The sequence below is a fragment of the Pseudoalteromonas sp. S16_S37 genome (assembly GCF_014694405.1).
Classification (GTDB): domain Bacteria; phylum Pseudomonadota; class Gammaproteobacteria; order Enterobacterales; family Alteromonadaceae; genus Pseudoalteromonas.
Window position 1 is genome coordinate 24932 of record NZ_JAAUWV010000025.1, and the last position, 22600, is coordinate 47531.

At 39.9% G+C, this 22600-nt stretch carries 19 protein-coding genes and 3 pseudogenes; 11 read left to right on the forward strand and 11 right to left on the reverse strand.

The window, feature by feature from the left end; translation table 11 throughout:
- Positions 1–4 precede the first annotated feature (4 nt).
- The gene (locus HC733_RS12310; protein ID WP_190365343.1) at positions 5–643 is read left to right on the forward strand and encodes an acyl-homoserine-lactone synthase; all 639 of its coding nucleotides are present in this window, start codon (positions 5–7) and stop codon (positions 641–643) included.
- Here HC733_RS12310 and ushA read toward each other — a convergent pair.
- From ushA to HC733_RS12325, 3 genes are all read right to left on the reverse strand, one after another.
- Positions 638–2218 carry a bifunctional UDP-sugar hydrolase/5'-nucleotidase UshA gene (ushA, locus tag HC733_RS12315; protein WP_190365344.1) on the reverse strand — a complete coding sequence of 527 codons (1581 nt, stop codon included), beginning with the start codon at positions 2216–2218 and terminating at the stop codon, positions 638–640. The two genes, HC733_RS12310 and ushA, sit on opposite strands and share 6 nt — an antisense overlap.
- Before the next feature lie 72 nt (positions 2219–2290).
- The gene (locus tag HC733_RS12320; protein ID WP_190365345.1) at positions 2291–2476 is read right to left on the reverse strand and encodes a hypothetical protein; all 186 of its coding nucleotides are present in this window, start codon (positions 2474–2476) and stop codon (positions 2291–2293) included.
- 100 nt (positions 2477–2576) lie between these two features.
- On the reverse strand, positions 2577–3002 hold the full coding sequence (locus HC733_RS12325) for an MAPEG family protein (protein WP_190365346.1): 426 nt from the start codon (positions 3000–3002) through the stop codon (positions 2577–2579).
- Positions 3003–3113: 111 nt separating this feature from the next.
- Here HC733_RS12325 and HC733_RS12330 point away from each other — a divergent pair, with 111 nt between their 5' ends.
- On the forward strand, positions 3114–5993 hold the full coding sequence (locus HC733_RS12330) for an insulinase family protein (protein WP_190365347.1): 2880 nt from the start codon (positions 3114–3116) through the stop codon (positions 5991–5993).
- A 52-nt stretch (positions 5994–6045) separates the two neighbouring features.
- Positions 6046–6552, forward strand: a complete 507-nt coding sequence (locus HC733_RS12335; RefSeq protein ID WP_190365348.1) for a GNAT family N-acetyltransferase — start codon at positions 6046–6048, stop codon at positions 6550–6552.
- On the opposite strand, the gene HC733_RS12340 is transcribed toward HC733_RS12335, so the two are convergent.
- The 4 genes from HC733_RS12340 to HC733_RS12355 form a co-directional block, all read right to left on the reverse strand.
- Complete coding sequence (locus HC733_RS12340; RefSeq protein WP_190365349.1) at positions 6527–7141, reverse strand: PqiC family protein; 615 nt, start codon at positions 7139–7141, stop codon at positions 6527–6529. The two genes, HC733_RS12335 and HC733_RS12340, sit on opposite strands and share 26 nt — an antisense overlap.
- Positions 7142–8797: an intermembrane transport protein PqiB gene (pqiB, locus tag HC733_RS12345; protein WP_190365350.1), complete on the reverse strand. Its 1656-nt coding sequence runs from the start codon at positions 8795–8797 to the stop codon at positions 7142–7144.
- Positions 8790–9998 carry a PqiA/YebS family transporter subunit gene (locus HC733_RS12350; RefSeq protein WP_190365351.1) on the reverse strand — a complete coding sequence of 403 codons (1209 nt, stop codon included), beginning with the start codon at positions 9996–9998 and terminating at the stop codon, positions 8790–8792. The genes pqiB and HC733_RS12350 overlap by 8 nt, the downstream gene beginning before the upstream one ends.
- Before the next feature lie 78 nt (positions 9999–10076).
- Positions 10077–10880, reverse strand: coding sequence for a thioesterase family protein (locus HC733_RS12355; RefSeq protein ID WP_190365352.1), 804 nt, complete (start codon positions 10878–10880; stop codon positions 10077–10079).
- 218 nt (positions 10881–11098) lie between these two features.
- Between HC733_RS12355 and dnaK the strand changes: the two genes are divergently transcribed.
- Complete coding sequence (gene dnaK, locus HC733_RS12360) at positions 11099–13021, forward strand: molecular chaperone DnaK (RefSeq protein ID WP_190365353.1); 1923 nt, start codon at positions 11099–11101, stop codon at positions 13019–13021.
- Positions 13022–13152: 131 nt separating this feature from the next.
- Positions 13153–14286, forward strand: coding sequence for a molecular chaperone DnaJ (gene dnaJ / locus HC733_RS12365; protein WP_190365354.1), 1134 nt, complete (start codon positions 13153–13155; stop codon positions 14284–14286).
- A 60-nt stretch (positions 14287–14346) separates the two neighbouring features.
- Here dnaJ and HC733_RS12370 read toward each other — a convergent pair whose 3' ends face one another.
- Positions 14347–14568, reverse strand: coding sequence for a hypothetical protein (locus tag HC733_RS12370; protein ID WP_190365355.1), 222 nt, complete (start codon positions 14566–14568; stop codon positions 14347–14349).
- Positions 14569–14670: 102 nt separating this feature from the next.
- Here HC733_RS12370 and ybaK point away from each other — a divergent pair, with 102 nt between their 5' ends.
- The 5 genes and pseudogenes from ybaK (at position 14671) to dcm (ending at position 19210) form a co-directional block, all read left to right on the forward strand.
- Positions 14671–15129: a Cys-tRNA(Pro) deacylase gene (gene ybaK / locus HC733_RS12375; RefSeq protein ID WP_190365356.1), complete on the forward strand. Its 459-nt coding sequence runs from the start codon at positions 14671–14673 to the stop codon at positions 15127–15129.
- Positions 15130–15201: 72 nt separating this feature from the next.
- Positions 15202–15357 (forward strand): annotated as a pseudogene (locus HC733_RS23640) (RHS repeat-associated core domain-containing protein); the annotation flags it as partial.
- 160 nt (positions 15358–15517) lie between these two features.
- Positions 15518–15634 (forward strand): annotated as a pseudogene (locus HC733_RS12385) (transposase); the annotation flags it as partial.
- 180 nt (positions 15635–15814) lie between these two features.
- Entirely contained in the window at positions 15815–17419 is a 1605-nt protein-coding gene (locus tag HC733_RS12390; RefSeq protein WP_190365358.1) for an MvaI/BcnI family restriction endonuclease, read from the forward strand.
- 108 nt (positions 17420–17527) lie between these two features.
- Positions 17528–19210, forward strand: a complete 1683-nt coding sequence (gene dcm / locus HC733_RS12395) for a DNA (cytosine-5-)-methyltransferase (RefSeq protein WP_203219209.1) — start codon at positions 17528–17530, stop codon at positions 19208–19210.
- 69 nt (positions 19211–19279) lie between these two features.
- Here dcm and HC733_RS12400 read toward each other — a convergent pair.
- The 3 genes and pseudogenes from HC733_RS12400 to HC733_RS12410 form a co-directional block, all read right to left on the reverse strand.
- A pseudogene (locus HC733_RS12400) lies at positions 19280–19534 on the reverse strand (transposase); the annotation flags it as partial.
- Between the two features lie 50 nt (positions 19535–19584).
- On the reverse strand, positions 19585–20136 hold the full coding sequence (locus tag HC733_RS12405) for a YbhB/YbcL family Raf kinase inhibitor-like protein (protein WP_203219210.1): 552 nt from the start codon (positions 20134–20136) through the stop codon (positions 19585–19587).
- A 63-nt stretch (positions 20137–20199) separates the two neighbouring features.
- Complete coding sequence (locus HC733_RS12410; RefSeq protein WP_190365360.1) at positions 20200–21048, reverse strand: helix-turn-helix transcriptional regulator; 849 nt, start codon at positions 21046–21048, stop codon at positions 20200–20202.
- Between the two features lie 411 nt (positions 21049–21459).
- Here HC733_RS12410 and HC733_RS12415 point away from each other — a divergent pair, with 411 nt between their 5' ends.
- Positions 21460–22296 carry an ion transporter gene (locus tag HC733_RS12415; protein ID WP_190365361.1) on the forward strand — a complete coding sequence of 279 codons (837 nt, stop codon included), beginning with the start codon at positions 21460–21462 and terminating at the stop codon, positions 22294–22296.
- Positions 22297–22600: the final 304 nt, after the last annotated feature.

Below are 22600 nucleotides of genomic sequence, written 5' to 3' on the forward strand. Positions count from 1 at the left end.
AAATATGACGGTTGAGTGTATTAAAAATAGTACTGCGCATAGGTTTGAAGGTAATCCTATCGCCGAACAGCACCGGCTTAGATATAAATGCCTAATAGAAGGTCAGGCTTGGAATGCTCCTTTTATTGATAATATGGAATATGACCAATATGATAACCCTGCAACGGTTTACTTTATATGGCGTTACAACAAGCAAGTTAAAGGTGTTGCGAGGTTGTATCCAACAACTAAACCTTACATGTTGAAAGATGTTTTTTCTCACCTAGTATCTTACGAAAGCTTGCCTGCGACAGCTAAAGTTTGGGAAGGCAGCCGCTTTTGTTTGGATAAAGATTTATGCCCTAAACAGAGAAAGCAAGCAGCGCAAGAGTTAATATTAGCGTATCTTGAGTATTGTTTAGAACATAATATTGGCGTGATGGTTCCGGCTTATTGGAAAAGCGTATTTGTTAATAATGGATGTCCAATTCATTGGTTAGGAGAGGAGTCGATTGCTGACGATGGCAAAAGGGTCAGGGCAGGGAAGTTATTAGTAAATCATAAAGCGTGTGAGGTAGTAAGAAATAAAGCGGGTATTTATGGCAACGTTTTATCTTACGGATGTGAAAAAAGAGGCACAATGGCCTCTTTTTTAAAATTATAGTAATCCAACCCTAATTGGCGAGTGCTTTTTCAAATATTCTTTTAGCACCTGCGCATCGGTTGCACTGGTAGGTTCAAATCCAGCTAAACTTGTTAAATTCGGGTAGCCATCTCCACCTGCCGCATTGTAGCTATTTATACTCATACGGTAGTTTGCATTTTTGTCTAATGGTTTATTGTTTATGAGTACATTGCTCAGCTTGCCATCGATAAAATCAAACGAAAGTCCATGATACTGCATGTAAGCACCCGAGTCGGGTGGAAAGCGTGCAACCGTGTTCAAGTAGTCGTATAGTTCAGAGCCTTTCCAGTTCATCACCGTGATGCGGTTTTTAAATGGATGTACTTTTAAGATATCTTTATAACTCACGTTTCCGGCTTCTATGCTATGGCGAATGCCACCGCCGCTGATCAAACCAAAATCAGCATCTACTGACTCCATTTGTGCCTTTATTATTAAAGTAGCTAATTTACTTTGCTTAAAACGCACGGTAGAGCGTTTTCCATCGAGGTAGTTGTCAACGTAGCCAACACTCCCTTTAAGCTTTTGTTCGCCAAATGTCTGGTAAGGCTTCAAAAACTCAGCAAGCTTAGGATCTGGTTGAATATAGTCATTAACGTATTCACCATCTGAACCTTTCAAATTGACAGGGATTAGTTCGTAACTGAGTAACGACTTTACACCGTTTTCAATCTTAAATTGTGCTTTACCAACGTATTTTCCCCACTCATGTGCTTGCATGATCCACACGCCATTTTGTTGGTCAGGTGTGCATGCTTTACCAGGAGCGAATTGCGTATCTTCATTGCCTTGTGCATCAACACATACCGGCTCTTGAGAGTGACCGCCAATGATCATGTCTATGGTATTAGGGGCAAGCCTTCGCGCGAGGGTAACGTCACCAGGGGCGTTGATACCGAACTTAGCATCATGATAGTGACCCATATGCGTCACTGCTATCACAACATCAACAGCATGTTGTGCTTTGATAGACTCAACAACAGTAGGCAATATTTCTGCAGGCTCGGCAAATACCAAATCGCCCAAATATTCAGGGCTTGCAATTTTAGCTGTGTCAATTGTGGTTAAACCTATCAACGCGATAGTTAAATCTGACTTTTTGACGATTGCGTAAGGTTGGTAAGCGTGGCTATTGTCTTTCTCATGCAGGATGTTAGCCGACAACAACGGAAAATTAGCCCAAGTTTGCTGCTTATCAAGAACGGCTAAGGGATTGTCGAACTCGTGATTGCCGATGGCCATCGCGTCGTAGCCTAGTAAGCTCATGCCTTTAAAGTCTGGTTCAGCAAACTGCAAATCAGATTCAGGGATACCAGTGTTGATATCTCCACCCGAGAGTAGCAACACGGCGTGCCCTTGTTGTTGGGCTTCAGAGCGCAACCTGTCTATCAAAGTTTTACGCGCAGCCATACCATACTCGCCTTTTTCGTTGTGCCAAAAGCGACCATGGTTATCATTAGTGTGTAACACGGTTAGGTACTTGGGAGAGTCAGAAGGTGTGAGCTGACATGATGACAAAAGGGCACACAAAAGTACCGTAAAAATAATGCGCATAAAAACCATTTATTGGTAAAACTAACTATGCGCCCATTTTAAACTAAAAACTCTAAAGAGAAAGGGATAAAATTATGAATTTTTAGTGTTGTTACATGCTGAAAGCACGGCATCTTCACGTCGCAGAAGCTCTTGTTTAGCAAACTGCGATTTATCGTGGTTTATTTCGACCATCCAATTCAAAAAACTGGCTGGCAACTTTGTATAAGGTTCTCCAGCATGTAGTCCAAAATCACATATTGGCATTTCGTTATTCATTGTTTTCATCCTCTATGTTTATTGGCGATACATGCTAACAAAATGTACGATTAGATAAAGAACAAAGTGTTACATGTTTAATGTTTTTAATGCTGTTTGGTTATATAAATGTAACTAACAGGGTCAGCCATTGAATAAATACCAGCCCACATCCGACTAAAAATAGCCTAAAGCGCGTTTTAACATGGTTATGAGTAATGTGTACAACACTATGGAAAACACGCGAAAAGGCGAACAAAATGGCACAAATGGCAAATATCCATCCAATATTATTGAGTTGTAAGGCGAGTAAATTTACAACATAAAATAGTACAGGTATCTCAAATTGATTTTCGAAATTTCTGCTCGCTAACAATACAGGCTCAGGTGCATGACCTAGTTGCATTGTCTTAAAATCTTCTTTCTCAAGTTGGCCTTGGCGAGCGGCAGCAAAACGTCTTCTGCCCATAACTATCATTACCGCGAAAGTGAGCGTGGTTTGCACGAACATGGCAGCAATGACGATTAAAGTGGGTGTGATGTGCATAATATAGTCCTAGGTTTACAGAGTGTTACAATCGACTTTTGATAAAGGTTGCAAATTATTTCCATAGTAAAGATTATTGGACCCAATAAGCAAATTTCAAATGGAATAATAATGAGAAAGCTATTAACAATAAGTGTATTAAGTTTACTGGTTACGACCGCGTGTACGAGTGCGGACAGAAATGCTAACCCTATTGCCACTACGCTTGTTAGCGAAAAGCTAGTGATCAGCCCAAATGACAATCGAAACTATCTTACAATGACTTTAGATAATGGTATTGACGTTATTCTAGTTTCTGATCCGAGCGTTGAAAAGTCAGCTGCGGCGCTGAGCGTTGGTGTTGGTTTATTACATGATCCAATGAGCCAGCAAGGGATGGCACACTATCTCGAACATATGTTGTTTTTAGGCACCGAGCGCTTTCCTGATACTAAAGGGTATTCAGATTTTATGACGCAAAATGGCGGTGCGCACAATGCTTATACTTGGTTGGATATTACCAACTACATGTTTAAGGTAAACAATAATGCTTATGATGAAGCCTTAGACCGTTTTTCTGACTTTTTTAAAGCACCAAAATTATATCCAGAGTATACAGAAAAAGAAAAAAATGCAGTGAATGCTGAATGGTCGATGCGCCGTGAACTGGACTTTTTTGGTCAATTTAAGTTAGCTAGAAACTTGATGGGAGAACATCCTGCTAATCGCTTCTTACCTGGTAACTTAGAGACCTTAGGTGATAAAGAGGGAAGTAAGCTGCATACTGAAACGGTTGATTTCTACAATCGTTACTACTCAGCAAACATTATGAAAGTTGTGATGTTGTCAAATGAGCCATTGCCAGAGATGGCTAAAAAAGCGAAAAAACACTTCTCTACTATAAAAAATAAGCAAATTGAAAAGCCCAAAGTGAGCGCAAAGCTAGACTTTGACAAAGTTGGAAAGAAGCGAATTCACTACAAGCCAAATGAAGATGTTAAACAGTTAAAACTCGATTTTACTATCGAAAATAACCGTGACCAATTTGCCGTTAAGCCAAACTATTTTGTTACTTATTTATTGAGTAATGAGATGGCAGGCAGCCCAGCGCAAGTGTTGAAAAAAGAGGGATTGATCTCAGAATTAACAGCCTCAGCTGATCCCGGTATTTATGGTAACTACGGTGCACTGAGTGTTGATATTAATCTAACTGATAAAGGCATGGAAAACCGCGAGCTTGTGGTTGCCACAGTGATGCAGTATATCGACCTTATTAAGCGCGAAGGCGTAGACAGTAAATACTTTGATGAAATTCGCACCTCACTAAACAACCAATTCCAGTTTTTGGAAAAAAGCGATGAATTTGCTTATGTCAGCGACCTTGCCGATAACATGCAAAAATACCCTATAAATCATGCGATTAATGCTGGCTTCCATTATGCCAAGTTTGACCCTAAAGAAGTGGCATCGGTGTTGGCGCAATTAGATGCTGAACACCTGCGAGTGTGGTACATCAGTAAAGAGGAGCCAACAGACAAGCAGCTTCATTTTTACGATGGTAAATATAAAGTGGCTGATATTTCGCAAGATGAAATTGACAGCTGGAAAGCACCTAGCAAGTTAGCATTGCAGTTGCCAGGTGTTAACCGCTTACTACCTGAGCAGTTCGCCATAAAAACAACGCCAGAGCAGGGCAAAATGGGCGTACAAAAAGTGTTTGAAGAAAATGGTGTTACAGTTTGGCACACGCCGAGTGAACTATTTGCTCACCAACCCAAAGGAAGCTTACACATTTATATCAATTCACCAGAACCAATGACTAATATCGATGTAGATGTTGCATTAGCTGTGTGGGCTGACTTGTTTGCTATGAGACAAAGTAAACTAGCAACTGAGGCCAGTGTTGCAGGCATGTCAATGTCACTATCACCAAGTAATGGACTGGTTATGAACGTTTCAGGCTTTACTGATAAGCAATCACTATTATTGTCACAAGCTATGGGAGCGTTAAAAGTCTCAGTGTCTCAGGAAGAGTTTGCTCAAGCGATAGATAGATACCGTCGAGGTCTGCAAAATGAAGGTAAGCAATTTCCAATCAGTCAAGTGTTTGGTCAATATCATAGATTAATTAGAGCTGGCAGCTTTGATACTCAGGCGTTACTAAACGCTGCTAGTCAATTAACTTTGAAACAGTTTGATGAAATCCAATCACAGTTATTGACGAATAATCAAGTACGTATTTTTGGCTATGGTAATTACGATAAGGCGGACTTGATTGTCGTTGCCAAAGCAGTCAAAGGGGCTTTGCCTAAATCTCAGCAGATCACTGACTACGTTAAAACAGCATATTGGCAGCCTAAGAGCGGAGAAACGTTGGTTTGGCAACAAGACCTTGATGTCGCGGACGTTGGCTTACTCGACTTGGTTGTTCATCCCAAGGCTGGTTTTAAGCAAAAAGCTGCAGCAGGTGTGCTTGTGAGCCATTTACGTACACATATTTTTGATACGTTGCGTACTGAGGAACAATTAGGTTATGCGGTAGGTGCAACAGCTCAGAATATTGACGACTATTCTGCTATTGGTTTTTACATTCAAACCCCAGTTATGGATGTGGCATCTATGCAAGCTCGTTTTGAGCAGTACAAAACACAATATGCCAAAGCTCTAGAAGAATTGGACAACGATACTTTCTTGCAGCTCAAAAATGCACTGTTAGTATCTTTTAATGAAGCACCCAAAAACTTAAGTGAAGAGTTATCTCCGTTGTTGTCTGACTGGTACAGAGAAAATTTCCAATATGATTCAAAAGAGAAACTGATTAAAGCGGTAGAGCAGGTAACTTTGGCTGATGTGAAAACATATTATCAGCAAACAATGCTGAACCCATCGGCTGCGCGCCTTAATATTCAGCTGCGAGGGAAGAAGTTCCAAGATAAGCCATTTGCTCAGCTACCTAAGCAAAAAAAATTAGCTTCAATTGAAGAGTTATATAAGCATATTACGTTGCAATAAATAAAAATCGGCCAGTATACTCAACAGGTACTGGCCTTTTTGTGGAATAATAATGATAATAATCAATACAGAACGTCTTTCTATCCGTAAGGCAACGCTTGATGACAGCGACTTTATTTTTACTTTGTTAAATCAACGCAGTTTTATTGACAACATTGCCGATAAACACATTCGTTCGATAGACGATGCGCGTAACTATATAAAAGGAGCGTTTTTTGATGCCTATGAATTAGGTGAAAAAGCCCCCTATATAGTGACATTCAAAGATGGTACTGCCATTGGGATTGCAGGCTTTTATCAACGACCAGTTTTCAATGTACCTGATATTGGTTACGCGTTTCTTGACGAGTTTACGGGGCAGGGTTACGCAAGAGAAGCGATTTTATCGTTATTAAACTTTGCCAAAGATAAGCTTAAACTCAGTTCAATTTTGGCGATCACTTTGCCAAACAATCAAGCGAGTATTAACCTTCTCAATGCAGTAGGTTTAAAGTATCAGTCCAAAGTGGTGCTGGATGCCACGCTCAAAGAGTCTAATCTTTATCGTTTGGATTTTTAGCATAGTGATTTAACTCCAACGCAATTTGCTGCGCTAACTCTAACCAAGATGTTTGTAGTGCAGCAACTAATGCTGCAAAGCCGTTATCACCTAGCTCAGTGGTGAAGACAAACGGCTTATATGTCAGTAACTGTTTTTCTTGCTCTGTTTGTTTATAAATAAACCAGTGACCGCTAATTAGCGCACCATTTTGATAATGGCCTGCTAACTCGTTCACCTCAACGCTCAGCACTAGAGGCGTTGGCGTAGGCGAAGGAGTGTTGGCACTTAAAATTTGCCACTGGGGTAAATCGTTTTGTAAAGAAGCTAACAACGCTTTATTAAGCATATAGCTAGGGTGCTCTGCCCAAAAGTTGTTTTGCGCCACAGAGACTCTGTTGTGTTCTAGCAGTTGTACTAAGCTCTGTTGATCACTAACACCCACCACTTTCACTTGATCTAGTAAAAGAACTAAATTGCTATCTTTAGCAGGATTACTTTGCTTTTGAGCAAGCGGAATCGAAAATGTGTAATAACTACTGACATTGTTGCTTGCTCCGGTGCAAGCTCCAAGCAATATAGCGATTAAACACCCCCCAATTAAACGCATTTATTTTTTCCTTGGCTCTGGATCAGCAATATTATTCTTATTAAAAATAAGCATATTTGGTTGTTCATTCAAACTTTTAGCAAAAGGTTTTAATGTGTTTGACAGGCTTTCTAGTTCTTCTAGGGTGTCAGTTAATTGCTCCACCATCGAAGAGTCCTGCTGATAATGCGTTAAGGTTTTTTCAAATTGTTTTAAGCTAGAGGTAAGCTGAGTCAGCGTTGTGCTGATGTTATCTAAGTTTTCGTTCACTTTATTTGCCGTACCGCTTTGGTTAAAAGAGCTAACTAATTGATTCATTTCCATTGCCATTTGCCTATATTGTTCCAACGTTCCGTCCAGTTGTACCAATGTATCGTTAAGTGGCAGGTCATTAATTTTGTTTAACAATTTAGTAACCTGCTCAGACAGTGCTGTAAAGCCGCTAGAAACACTTGGCAGTGTTGGGTATAGCGAAGCTGTGGTCACACTGGCTTTTGGTGCTTCAGGATAGAAGTCTAACTCTATATACACCGCACCTGTTAACATATTGCCACTTTTTAATGATGCTCTCAATCCATTTCTAATCCATTGTTCTATATTTTTTTGCCAATACTCTTTGGCAAGCTGACTTTTTTCAAATATTCGGCCATATTCAATGCGAATAAGCACGGGTATAGACGTATTCCCTTGTTGAAAATAAAGTGGTTGACCATCACGTTGCAATTGAGCCGGCGCTTGCTCAACAGTACCAATGCGCAGACCGCGATATTCTACTGGTGCACCAGTGCTGAGCCCTCGAACCGATTGCTCAAACTCAATAAGGTAAAAGTCAAAATCATCAAAACGCTGCTCAAGCGCAACGGAAAAGTTTTCATGAAGCGTAAAGCCTGAGTTTTGAGTTGCCTCGGCGTTTGGCTTTTGATTTGGAGGGTAATCAGCGGAAATCCCCCCTTTGATCAATTTAGAAAGGCTACCTGTTGAAACTTGGATACCTTCAGTTGATAAGTTTACAGATACACCAGATGACACCCAAAAAATCATGTTATTGGATATCAGTTTATCGTATGGGGAGAAAACAAAAATACCATACTCCATTGCAAGACTCTCGGTATTAAAGTTGGCTGACTCTATTTGACCCACTTTAAAATTTCTGAAATAAATACCGGTCCCTACGTCCAATACTTCGGCATGACGTGATTTGAGTTTGTATCTTTTTCCTTTGATATCTGAGCCAATTAATGCAGGCTCATCTTGCAAAGTAAATAATGAAGATTTAACTGAGCTACTACCAGGTTCAAGCTCTAAGTAAATACCCGACAGCAAGGTGTTCATGCCGGATATTCCTGACTCGTCTATACGCGGCTTTACAACCCAAATTTTTGCATCATCAGTGAGCAAAGAAGTATACATATTGTCAATTTGTACTTTTGCTATCACAGCATTTTGATCAAGTTGCAAACGCAGAGATTGCACTGTGCCTATTTTTACACTGCGCACACGTACTTCTGTTTTACCTGCAACTATGCCATCTGCATTAGTCATTTTTATAAAGATAGTGTGACCCTGATTGAGCTGATGCTGATAGAGCATCCACGCTGTTACAAACAAAGCGATGATGGGAACGAACCAAATCACGGAAAATTTAGGCTTGGATTCTATATAAGCATGTTCATTCATTGGTTTCTAATTTGTCCCATAAAATACGTGGATCGAAGCTATGCACAGCCATCATTTGGCACAATACCATTACGGCAAAAAACACGATGCCAATTTGCGGTTCTACCGTTAACACTGTGCCCAGTTGCACCAAAGAAACCAATATAATAACCACAAATACATCTATCATCGACCACTTTCCCATCCATTCAAGCCATCGATATAATTGACTAGCCCGTTTTGGGTTATTACACATTTTTGCCTCAAACAGCAGATAAAACAATGCCCCAGCTTTGAACAGAGGAATACAGATGCTTGCTACAAAAATAATAATAGCAATTGGATAAGAGCCATCTTGCCACATAATAACAATGCCAGAAAATATTGTCGCAAAAGTGTTTTGCCCAAGATTGATGGTATTCATTATCGGCAACATATTTGCCGGTAGCATTAAAACCAGTGAAGTGAGCATCCAAGCAAATGCTCTTGAAGTGGCATAAGGCTTTCTAAAATGTGTTTTCGCATAACAACGCGGACAATGGCTTTGAGAGGTCAGCTGGCCACATACACTGCATTGTTTTAATGATTGCGATAGTGCACTTTTTCCGCACAACAATGGCTTGGGTTCAAATTGTTTTTGCTGTCGCTGCCATAGGGTATTGGCGTCTATTAACGTGAGTAATTCGACAAAACAAAACACGAACAACACATAGGCCCAAAAACCATATCCCATCGATAGCTCGGCATAAGACATTAGCTTAAATGTGCTAACTAGCACTGCAACAAGAAAAATATCCGCCAAGTTGAGGGGCATAATATAGCTTAGCGTTTTTGCTATCCAACGTGCATTATGAGGGTTTAATCTGTTCCACAGGCGACTGTTGGTAAGTAGTACTAAAAAGCAAACAATTAGGGGCATTATTAAAATGGTAAATATGAACATTAATGCCAGTGCTGTGCTGTATTTATCGCTCAGCAAGAACACCGCATCCCATAAACTCATTTGTTGGCTCAAACCGCGCTGTGAAAACGATATGAAAGGCGGGTATAAGCTTGAGAATAAAAACAGCAAAGATGCGAAGCTAAAAGCATTTAGCCATTGTTGCTGCTCGCTTTTACAACTTACAAGATGTGTATGACAAATAGGGCAGATAGCACGTTGCTGACGCCCTATTTGCCCAACATTAATCAATTTGTCACAGTGTTTGCACGCGAGAATCACAATTTTGCCTAAAAACTAATATTTATATCAGTTTGCGGCAAATGCTGATTGAGTGCAAATTTGCTAAGGATTAACTACTTACTGGTTATCGAATACCGCCACGGTTTGGCGACTCAATGCAAGTAATTGCCTGTCAGGGCCATAAATATTGGCATCTTCTACGCCGTAACCCTTTGCACTGTGATGTGTAATTGCTTCAAAACCAAGCCACGCATCCTTAGGTAAATTAATATCACTTAGAAATTCAATGTACCAAGACATACTGCTAGCAGGTGACGGTGCACGGCACATTTGCAGCAGTGTTGGTGGCCAAGCGTCAGCTAAAGCAAGTAAATGAAGTGCGTTGAGGTGATGTTCTGGTTCAACCTTAAATTTCATCCAACCGCCTAAATTAGAGCTTTTGGCATTACTAAAAGGTAAAGCCCCTTGTTGCGCGTTCAATGCTACATGCTGAAAAAATGCCGGCATCACGCCTTCTTGATAGGGTAATATATGCGCTTCTTGGACAGGCCCTAAAGTACATTTGTCGGCACTTGGCACTTCAATGGCTGAATCTCTGTCTTTTGCAAAGCAGCCTTGCGCAATCAGGCAAACATTTCCAGCTTGTGTCAGTGTGCTAAGCATTTGTGTGGCATTTTTACCGCTGCGTAAAACTTGAGTCGTGATCTGGAACGGCTCACCAGCTAAAAGTGGCCCTACGAAGTTTGTACTTAAAGACAATAAACGACGATCATCGGTTAATCTGTAAAGCATGCTTTTAAGCATAAATGCGGTTGATAAGCCCCCGAACGCAGTTCGCCCTTGGCACCAGTTTTCAGGAAAACTTAACTGGCTATCATTATTCGCAAGTGCTGGATTATTGATAAGCTGATCAAATGTCATGGAATTACCTAAAATTATTTATCATTTTGTTTAGCTTAACTGGTCAAACCAGTATGTCAATTGCCTTTTTATTGTCTTTTTTTGACCAAAAAAGGCACAAACAGAAAAAAATTTCAAAAAACAGCATTTTTTTTTAAATTTGCGCTTGAATTCAATTTTCTCGCCCCTATTTACAAAGCATCTAACAGAACAACGAATTTTGAAGTCGGAGAAGATTCATGGGTAAAATTATTGGAATCGATTTAGGTACTACTAACTCTTGTGTGGCAGTACTAGACGGTGATAAAGCACGCGTTATCGAAAACGCAGAAGGCGATCGTACAACTCCTTCAATCATTGCTTACACAGCAGAAGGTGAAACACTTGTAGGTCAGCCGGCTAAGCGTCAAGCGGTAACAAACCCACAAAATACTTTATTTGCAATTAAGCGTTTGATTGGTCGTCGTTTCGAGGACGAAGAAGTACAGCGCGATATCGGCATTATGCCTTATAAAATTGTTAAGGCAGACAATGGCGATGCATGGGTAGAAGTACGTGGCGAAAAACGTGCTGCACCACAAATTTCAGCAGAAATACTGAAAAAAATGAAGAAAACTGCAGAAGACTTCTTAGGTGAAGAAGTAACAGAAGCAGTTATCACAGTACCTGCATACTTCAATGACTCACAACGTCAAGCAACGAAAGATGCGGGCCGTATCGCAGGTCTTGAAGTTAAGCGTATTATCAACGAGCCTACAGCGGCTGCGCTTGCTTACGGTATGGATAAAAAGCAAGGCGACAACGTTGTTGCAGTATACGACTTAGGTGGTGGTACATTCGATATCTCTATCATCGAAATCGATGAAGTAGATGGCGAGCACACATTTGAAGTACTAGCAACTAATGGTGACACGCACTTAGGTGGTGAAGACTTTGACAACCGTGTTATCAACTACCTAGTTGCAGAGTTCAAAAAAGACCAAGGTATCGACCTTAAAAATGACCCGCTAGCGATGCAGCGTGTTAAAGAAGCAGCAGAAAAAGCAAAAATCGAGCTTTCTTCTGCACAGCAAACTGAGGTGAACTTACCTTACGTAACGGCTGATGCGAGTGGTCCTAAGCACATGAACGTTAAGCTAACTCGTGCAAAACTTGAGTCACTAGTAGAAGACCTAGTTACCAAGACAATCGAGCCGCTTAAACAAGCACTTGCTGACGCTGATTTGTCAGTAAGCGATGTAAACGACATCATCCTGGTTGGTGGTCAAACTCGTATGCCACTAGTTCAGAAGACGGTTGCAGAGTTCTTCGGTAAAGAGCCTCGTAAAGACGTTAACCCTGACGAAGCGGTAGCGGTAGGTGCTGCGGTTCAAGGTGGTGTACTTGCTGGTGACGTAAAAGACGTTCTACTACTTGACGTATGTCCTCTATCGCTAGGTATTGAGACAATGGGTCAAGTAATGACAGCATTGATTGAGAAAAACACGACTATCCCAACCAAGAAGTCGCAAACATTCTCAACAGCTGAAGACAACCAGTCAGCGGTAACAATTCACGTGTTGCAAGGTGAGCGTAAGCGTTCAAGCGATAACAAATCTCTAGGTCAATTTAACCTAGAAGGTATTCGCACAGCGCAACGTGGTGTACCACAAATCGAAGTTACTTTTGATGTTGATGCGGACGGTATCTTACATGTATCTGCTAAAGACAAGGATACAGGTAAAGAGCAGAAGATCACAATCCAAGCTTCTTCAGGTTTAAGTGATGAAGAAGTAGAAAAAATGGTACGTGACGCTGAAGCGAATGCAGAAGAAGATAAAAAGTTCGAAGAGCTAGTATCTTCACGCAACCAAGCTGATGCAATGGCTCACGGCACTCGTAAGCAAATTGAAGAAGCGGGCGATGCATTACCAGCAGAAGACAAAGAAGCGATTGAAGCTGCGCTAAGCGACCTTGAAAAAGCAATTAAAGGCGACAGCAAAGAAGAGATCGACGCTAAAGTACAAGCATTAGCTGAGAAATCTCAAAAGCTAATGGAAATTGCTCAGGCTAAAGCGCAAGCAGGCCAAGCAGGTTCTGATGCGGGTGCTAAGCAAGGTTCTTCTAAGCAAGACGACGATGTTGTTGATGCTGAGTTTGAAGAAGTTAAAGACGACAAGTAATTGTTGACTTGCAAGGGCGCGCTGGCGAATTTCGCTTGACGCGCCCTTAGTGTATGTAAATTTTGGGTGACTTTTTGTTTAGCCTATTGGTAAGCATAAGCTCACCATTTAACTAGAGTAATGTGATAACTATGTCAAAACGTGATTATTACGAAGTACTAGGCGTTAGCAAAGATGCCAGCGAACGTGACATAAAAAAAGCGTATAAACGCTTGGCGATGAAGTATCACCCAGACCGTACGGCGGGCGATGCTGAGCTAGAAACTAAGTTCAAAGAAGTAAAAGAAGCTTACGAAGTACTAACTGATAGCAAAAAGCGTCAGATGTATGACCAATACGGCCATGCAGCCTTTGATCAAAATGGTGGTGGCCACGGTGGTTTCGGTGGCGGTCAAGGTGACTTTGGCGATATTTTTGGTGACGTATTCGGTGATATTTTTGGTGGCGGTGGTCGTCGTCAATCTCGCCAGCAACGTGGTGCAGATTTACGTTACAACATGGATCTGACGCTTGAAGAAGCGGTTCGTGGTAAAGAAGTTGAAATTAAAGTACCAACTTGGGTCAGTTGTAGCCCATGTGATGGTAGTGGTGCAAAAGCAGGCTCTAAGCCAAAAACTTGTACAACATGTCATGGCGCTGGCCAAGTTCAGATGCGTCAGGGCTTTTTTGCTGTACAGCAAACTTGTCCAACGTGTCAGGGCACGGGTTCAATTATTTCAGACCCTTGTAACAAGTGTCATGGTCAAGGTCGTGTAGAAAAAACCAAAACATTGTCTGTGAAAATTCCAGCTGGCGTTGACACGGGCGATCGTATTCGTCTTTCGGGTGAAGGTGAAGCAGGTTTACATGGCGCACCAGCGGGCGACTTATACGTGCAGGTTGCAGTACGTGAACACCCAATTTTCACACGCGATGGCAATAACTTATATTGCGAAGTGCCAATTAGCTTTAGCACAGCAGCACTGGGTGGTGAGATTGAAGTGCCAACTCTAGATGGCCGAGCAAATCTTAAGATCCCAGCTGAGAGCCAAACAGGTAAAATGTTCCGTATGCGCGGTAAAGGCGTTAAGTCAGTACGCAGCGGTGCTGTGGGTGATTTGATCTGTAAAGTGGTACTTGAAACACCAATCAACTTGAACGAGCGTCAAAAAGAGCTACTCAAAGAATTTGAAGAAAGCATGGGGGGAGATAACAGTAAAAATCGCCCTAAAGCGCAAGGCTTCTTTGACGGTGTAAAAAAGTTTTTTGACGACCTAACTAAGTAAGTTAGCTCTTCGAGTTAAGTAAAAAAAACGGCGCTTTTGCGCCGTTTTTGTTTGCCGTTATTAATTTAACAGCACTAAATAATCATGTTTACTTTCACATTTACAGGCAATTGTTTGGTTGTTTTGGCCCAATAATAACCGCCCTGTTTTACAGCCGAGTAGTTCGCATTTTGCATCACAGGCTAGATTGTTACTCCATACCTCATACTCGTTGTGCATAAAGTTCAAAAATGCAAACACCACAATCACCGAGAACATGAAAAACAGCGCTTTTTTGTACATATTGCACTTCATTTCATTTCTGAGTGATAGCTTAGATTTTAGTCGAGAGTTGACGTTTGTCTAACTTTAGGTATTTTAAAAGTACTTTGAAAGGAAGACGTTATGACACCGGCAATCAAATTATTAGAAAAACAAAAAATCAATTTTGACGTGCTTAAATTTGAGCACGACCCAAGCTCACAAAACTTTGCCAATGAAGCCGCAGAAAAACTCAATTTAAACGCTGAGCAAGTTTTTAAAACCTTGCTGGTGGATGTGGATGGTGTGTTGCATGTTGCTATCTTGCCAGCAACCCGTCAGGTAGACCTAAAAGCGTTTGCTAAAGCTTGTAAGGGTAAAAAAGCCATGCTTGCGGATGCCAAAAAAGCACAAAATACCACAGGCTATTTAATTGGGGGGATCAGCCCTTTTGCACAAAAAAAACGTTTAAACACCTTATTACACAGTGACGCGCAGCAGTTTGATAAAATCTACGTCAGCGCCGGCAAGCGAGGATTAGAAGTGGCTATCGCTCCCAACGACTGCATAAAACTGTGCAGCGCAACGGTTGCACAGTTTTAGCGGAGACTTAATAAACTAAACGCTGATAGGAAAAGCAAAACGCAATTGCAGTAATCTCTGGATGAGATGGTTCAATCAGTTCATATGAACGGTCGGTTGTATGATTATAACCTTGGTCGGTTTATGAGTGTGGATCCTGTTATACAGAGTCCGGGGAATAGTCAGTCGATAAATCCGTATTCGTATATTATGAATAATCCGCTGGCGGGGACGGATCCGAGTGGGTATTGTTCTACCGGGACGAGTATTAAAGGAAAAAATGCAGTAGGCTGTACTGTTACCATGGGTAATATAGCTTGGGTTTTACTGATACTGACCTTTCCCCCAAATTTAACACCATGACTTTGATGAGATTTACCAATAAACTGGAGACAATGGAGATCTAAAAATGAAAAAATGTTACTCAGAAGAACAAATTTTTCGTGCGATTAAACAACATGAAGCAGGAACAAAGGTTGACGATATTTGCAGAGAGATGAGAGTTTCTTCAGGCACATTTTACAACTTACTCAGCTAAGAAAGGCACAAGCCATAGGAAGTGATATCACTTAAATGATTAAAAAAAGCCTTTTCGAGCTGATGGAAAAAAAGTTTAATAATCAACACTATCAATAAATTAGGAGCATTCTCTAAGAGATAAAGTTACTATTAAGTATGAGAGTCAAGTTAACGGAATAAATACTTTATGAAAAAGTTGCAATGTATATGTGGTGGGAAAAGAGAAATACAAAACGGAATTGAAAACCGCAACCATTCTTCTTATAAATTAATATGTAAAAGTTGTAAAAAAGAATTTTATTACTCCCACTTCAAAAGTTCTGATTCAGCAAAGACCAACCCCTTAGATTCATGTACGCTTAAGTCTGACTCTTATAATTTAAATTCTTTAGACTTGAATGATATAGAATCGTTACATGATGTATTTACCCGCCTAAAAGCACATCATTGCGAATCCCTCTTTTTAAAAAAGCTCTCAACGAATAATAACGATAAAAACCAAGTCTACATCCATAAAAGCATCAGTGTTTTTAACTCAATTTTTGACTTAAAATTTAAAGAGCGGGATGAATCTTTTAGCGTAACTAAGAGAGCATCAAAACCCGGTAAAAGAATCCCCGAAGCTGTGTTTACTCGTTTTTCATGGCTATCAAAAAACAACACTCTTCACACAGTAAAAGCTTGCCGCGCAATTTTATATGCACAATACCCTGAAACACGTCTCTCAGGCTTTCAGACCATAGAAAATGAAATGCCACGCTCAATGTCAGTCGAGTATACGAAATTAGCAAATATTCCTGATAGATATTTAGTTATTGGTGCAACTCGCTCCGGCGAAGCCATAGCAATGATGATTGTTGACCCATCTGAACAGTTTTCAAGTGATTTTAAACTGTTGGAAAATGCTGTTAGTTCTGGGGTCATTAAGAGTGCATCGCTAGGTAAAGCTGACGATCGCACAAATGATTTACAGACTTTATTAATTGAAAAAATTTCCGGTAAAACCTTACTGGGCTGTAGATTAGATAAAGACGGCAATACAATTCCATTTACAGGAACACAAGTATGTGGGTATACACTAGAACATGCGCTTGGCATTAAGCCAAATGCAGATAAGGATGGTGATATTTTTGGAATAGAGCTAAAAGCTATTTCACAGAAAAAGGTGACTTTGTTTACACCTGAGCCTGATGGCGGTCTTTACCAGCAGAGTTTTCCTGAATTTATGAAAAAGTATGGATATGTTAAGGGAGAAGATGAATACCGTTTTACTGGCATTCATAGAGCAAACATTCGTAATGAAAAATCAAAGCTCACTTTAAAAATCTTATATCTAGATAAAGGTAAGAGTAAAGACGAATTTATATTGTCTGATTATGACCCTAAGCGAAGCATTGATGCTCAGTCTAGAAATTTAAGGGTGGCACTAGTTGACGATGAAGGCCTAGAAGCGGCTGTATGGTCTTTTGAGCGATTGTTAAATAGCTGGGGCGTGAAACACAATGAAACAGTTTATTACCCGGTCAAAAAGCTCACAAACGATAACCTTTCTCAAATTGAACAAGGATATAAGTTCTTAGTGGAATTTGATACTAAAGCTATATGGTGTCAAAGAACTCAAATATCGAGACTTTTTAATTCCATTCATGACGGTACGATCATTTTAGATCCTGCACCTAAATATGTTGAAAGTAACCCCAAGCTCAATAAGAGACGATCACAATGGAGAATAAATGACATCTACAGAGATGCTACTAAACTCTATGATGAAGTTGAGCTAGTAGATCTTTAACACTGTTTATTTAAACAGTTGTTATATAAAAAGGGAAAAATGTGTGATAGATTCACACTATTAATTCCCTTTTTGTAGATTCTTCTTAAGATGTATCACAAAGAAATTATGCTTGCTGATAAAGAAGCTGAAAATAGAATCCACCAGCAAAAGCAAGATACCGATAGACTTCTCAAGCTGTTACTTACTATTTATGACCAAAAGTCACTTGCTCAAAAGTTAAATGATGACCAACTTGGTTTGAACATAAAAGAAGTTACTAGGGAGAAACTCAACCAATGGAAAAAGGCACCAACCGAAAGTAATATTATCATAAGCGAAAATACCATTGAAAAGATCAAGCAGGCACTATTGCCGCAAAAACCTAGTCACTGGGATAACCCGTCATTTAAATTTATAGATCTTTTTGCCGGTATTGGTGGTATAAGAAAAGGGTTTGAGGAGATCGGTGGTAAATGTGTATTTACATCGGAGTGGGATGCCGACGCAAGAAAAACGTATTTATCGAACTACTATGTTGATGAAGCAGAACTGCCTTATTTCATAGACTCAGAGGTAGATAACCCTGCAAAAAACTCTAGCTTAATGGACATTACTAAAATTACTCTAAGCGGTAATGAGTCTATAGGCTCAGAAGAAAAAAAAGAACACATTTTAAAACATATTCCTGAACACGATGTATTACTCGCCGGCTTTCCATGCCAACCCTTTTCTTTGGCCGGTGTGTCGAAAAAAAATAGCTTAGGCCGTTCACATGGTTTTGAGTGTGAAACTCAAGGGACTCTCTTTTTTGATGTTGAAAAAATTATTGGAGCTAGAACGCCCAAATTCTTTGTCTTAGAAAATGTAAAAAATTTAAAGAGTCATGATAAGGGCAAAACTTTTGCCACTATCATTCGTGCTTTACATAATTTGGGATATTTTATTGCGGATATTTCTGAAGCTGGTGGCGATATAGAAGAAGCTATTAGCAAAGTAAAAAAACGAAAACCTGAACCTATTATTTTGAATGGTGCAGAGTTTACTCCTCAGCATAGAGAAAGAGTTGTTATTGTTGGTATTCGTAATGATTTGATTGAGAAGAACCCAAACTTTATAGATTTTTCATTAAAAAATGTTGCGCAGTTTTACCCTGAGAAAAGATATACACTGCAAGAAATCTTATGTGATTTAGATGATGATGCTAAGAAAAAGTACACTCTTACAAATAACTTGTGGAGCTATCTGTATCACTATGCACTCAAGCACCAAACAAAAGGTAATGGCTTCGGTTTTGGTTTAGTAAACCCAAAAGATGAGAACGCAACTACACGAACTCTCTCTGCTCGTTATTATAAAGACGGTTCTGAAATTTTAGTGAATCAACATGATTTAGAAACAGAATATCTAAATTCTAGAAAGCAACCAGCCATTGAAAAAAACCGAGAGCGAGAAGAGTTTTGTTTAGACTATGTTTCCAAGCATATTGAGAAAAGCTCTGCTGAAGACAAAGAAGTCATAAAATCTTTAACTAAAGAAGCTGAGGCTATATATGATGAAAAGTTTGGCCGATATGCTGCACAATTTGATGCTAAATATAAAACCCCAAGACGACTAACTCCGCAAGAATGTGCAAGACTAATGGGATTCGAAAAACCACCTCAGTATAGAAATGGTGAATTCGATAAAGACTTTAGAATAGTATGCGCTGATAACAAAGCCTATAAGCAATTTGGCAACTCAGTTGTAGTTCCTGTGTTTAGAGCTGTTGCACACTTACTAGAACCATTAATCGTACAATCAAACAGATAACTAAGCTTGTGCGTTGGAACATTTTCCATTTCCAACGACCCTGTAACACATTTTGTGTAACTGCCAGTTTTAAATAACATCTTTTAATCGGTCTTCGAATTCGATCATAAATCGATTCAAGGCCGATTTCCAATTTCTTATCGGCATTGTCCATTTTTTAGATGCCTGCTCAATAGCCAAGTAAACCACCTTTTTAGCCGAATCGTCATGTGGAAACAGCTTGCGCTTCTTAATCGCTTTGCGGATAACTGAGTTCAGCGATTCAATAGCGTTAGTGGTGTAAATGGCTTTTCTGATGTCTTCAGGGTAATTGAAGATAGTACTTGCAAGCTGTTGAGCTTTAAGGCACATAATTTAAATGTGCCTTTTTATGACTAGTTTCTTTGATACAACGCCTCTAACGTTGCTGAACCTAGGCTATTTGCGTTGATCATATAACCAACTAATGCCGATGATGGCGACGCTGACAATGAGAGTTTTTCTACCGAAAGGGCATGAATGGTGAACTGGTATCGATGCACGCCATGACCTTTAGGAGGACAAGCACCGCCAAAGTTTTCAACGCCATAATCATTACTGATTTGCTTAGCGCCGTCTGGTAGTTTGCTTTGGGTATTAATCCCTACACCCGTTTTCATCTCAACGACTGAGACAGGTATATCTACAACTTGCCAATGCCACCAGCCGCTTCCTGTTGGTGCATCCGGGTCATAGGCTGTAATTGCAAAACTCTTTGTACCTTTAGGAGCGTCTTGCCAAGCTAAATGCGGGGATAAATTATCGCCACTGCAACCAAACCCTGTGAACTCATGTTTTTTGCTCATGAACTCACCTTGTGCAATGTCATTGCTTGTTAATGTCAGCGCTGTGCTAGCAAAGGGAGCCATCATAGATAGTACCAAAAGGTGATTTGCTATTGTTTTCATGTGGTGAAACCTTTTTGTTAATTCATTACGCGCATATTGCCACTCTAAGCGCAGCGAGTGTTATTAAAAAACAGTCAAGTTTTCGCCCATATCCTTCAACTTTGTACTTCTTAGTTCTGATGGGGTGATGCCAAAGTGACTTTTAAACTTTTCTGTAAAGCGGGATTGTGAGGTGTACCCTGATAAACTTGCTACATCACCTATGGGCTTGGATGTTGCCTGCAATAAATGTAGTCCATGGCCCAGCCTCGCTTTATCTTTTATTTGTTGTAGCGTTACGTCTTCAGCTTGTAATTTTCGTCTAAGTGTTGATTCACTCATTGCCAGTAAACTACACAGCTGAGCTAATCTTAGCTCTTGAAATCCATTGCTTTTAAATATTCCATATATCTGATTGCTTAGGCTAACACGGTGAGTCATAAATGGAATGTGTTCAAAACCTAATGTGTGCAGTAATAACAATATTTCTTGTTTTCTGTGCCTAATAATATCGCCGTTAGCCCAAGATACACTATCTACAAACTGCGTAATGCAAGCCAGTAACTCTTTTGATAAAGGGGCGCTGTAATGCTCACTTATAATACTTTTGCGTTCACGGTTTATTTGTAAACGCTCAAAAACAGTAAAGTCGTTGGCATCGAACTCAATCAACAAGGCTTGATAGATATCGTCTTTGGGAATATTACGCATATCGAGCTTAGGACTATCAGATAAAAAAACAAATTCACCCGCATTACACATAATATTCCCTAGTTTACCAAGTTGTTTGCTGCCGTTAATTACGACAACCAGCGTAGGCTTAGCAACGGGCACATCGAATAGTCTCTGCTCGTGATATGCTCGATAAATAGCAAAGGGTAAGTCGATGCCTATAGATGTTACCGAATTAATACTTTGAATTAATGCCTGCATTAGGCTCCTCAACTAACTTGCTTTATAACTTTAATTATCACAGACGATATAGAAGAACCAGTGATCTACTCAAATTGTGATACAGTAAAATAACGCGCTTTGAGCTGCTTTGTAAATAACGTAAACAGCTACTTTAACCCAATGCCTAAGTTGCACAGAGCAGCATCAACCTAAAATACATATAAAGCTTAAATTAAAAGCGCAAACTCTTAAGAATGTATCTTTTTTCCCTGATGGCTGTTGGATAATGGAATAAATGCGATATGAATTTGGGCGTTTTTTGCGCAAGCTTAAGTAGGAAAAATTTATCTCAAAGAGGAACGAAATTTTCATCTACTTCTGATGCCATTAGGATATAATCCTCACCAATTTAATCAGTAACCATTGTAACGGTCTAACTTTTGGTAACGTATGTACGAAAATATTAAATCCCAACTAAACGCGTTAAAAAACAACAAGGCATTTGAGCTATCGGTAGTTGCAGTGATCATCATTTCAGCCCTTGAAATAGGTGCCAAGACATTCCCACTCTCCAGTGGTGCAATTTCTGTTACTCATGTGCTTGATATTTTTATTACTTTGTTTTTCCTATTTGAGCTCTCTGTGCGTTTCATTGCCGATGATGATAAAAAAAGCTTCTTCAAAAAGGGTTGGAATGTTTTCGATACCTTAGTGGTTGTGATTAGCTTAATTCCTATCAACGACAGTGAAATGGCTTTACTTGCAAGACTCGTTCGAGTGTTTAGGGTACTGCGAATGGTGTCAGTAGTACCTGAGCTAAGGGTGTTAATAAACTCACTATTAAAAGCGATGCCACAACTGGGTTATGTCATTTTATTAATGTTTATTATTTTCTATATCTATGCCGCTATTGGCAGCTTTGTGTTTAAAGACATAAACCCTAAGCTGTGGGGAGATATAGCAATATCTATGCTAACGCTATTTAGGATCATGACTTTTGAAGATTGGACTGATATCCAATATGAGACGATGGAAGTATATCCTATGTCTTGGGTGTTCTATTTAACCTTTATTTTCTTCACTGCGTTTGCATTTTTAAATATGGTTATTGGTATCGTGGTTAACGTTATGGAAGAGGAGCGCTCGAAGCTGAGAAAGGCCAAAGAAGAGGCTAAAAATATACCGACCATAGAAGATTTACATAGTGAGATCCAACAGTTAAAAGCCTTGATTGTACAACAACAGCAAAGTACCAAAGACGTAACAGAAAAAGAAAGCGCCTTGTAAGGCGATAAGGCACTATTGCGTAACAATCATTAATTGTTTGCCATCTAACCCAAAGCAAAGTGCAACCCTTGCTTTGGGTTAGATGGCGTCAAAGGCCGAGTTTAGCCATCACCAGCAGATTCCCAGATTAGTACATACCTAATAAAGCGCAACCATTAGCCAAATTCTAATCCGAACAAGAAGATATCGACAGTGTTTGTCAGATAAAGCGGTTGGCATTTTTTTACTATAAGTCTTAATAATCAATGCACTTAGATAAATAAGAAACACACCGCGCACGTAAATCCAATTTGTCAGGAAAAGC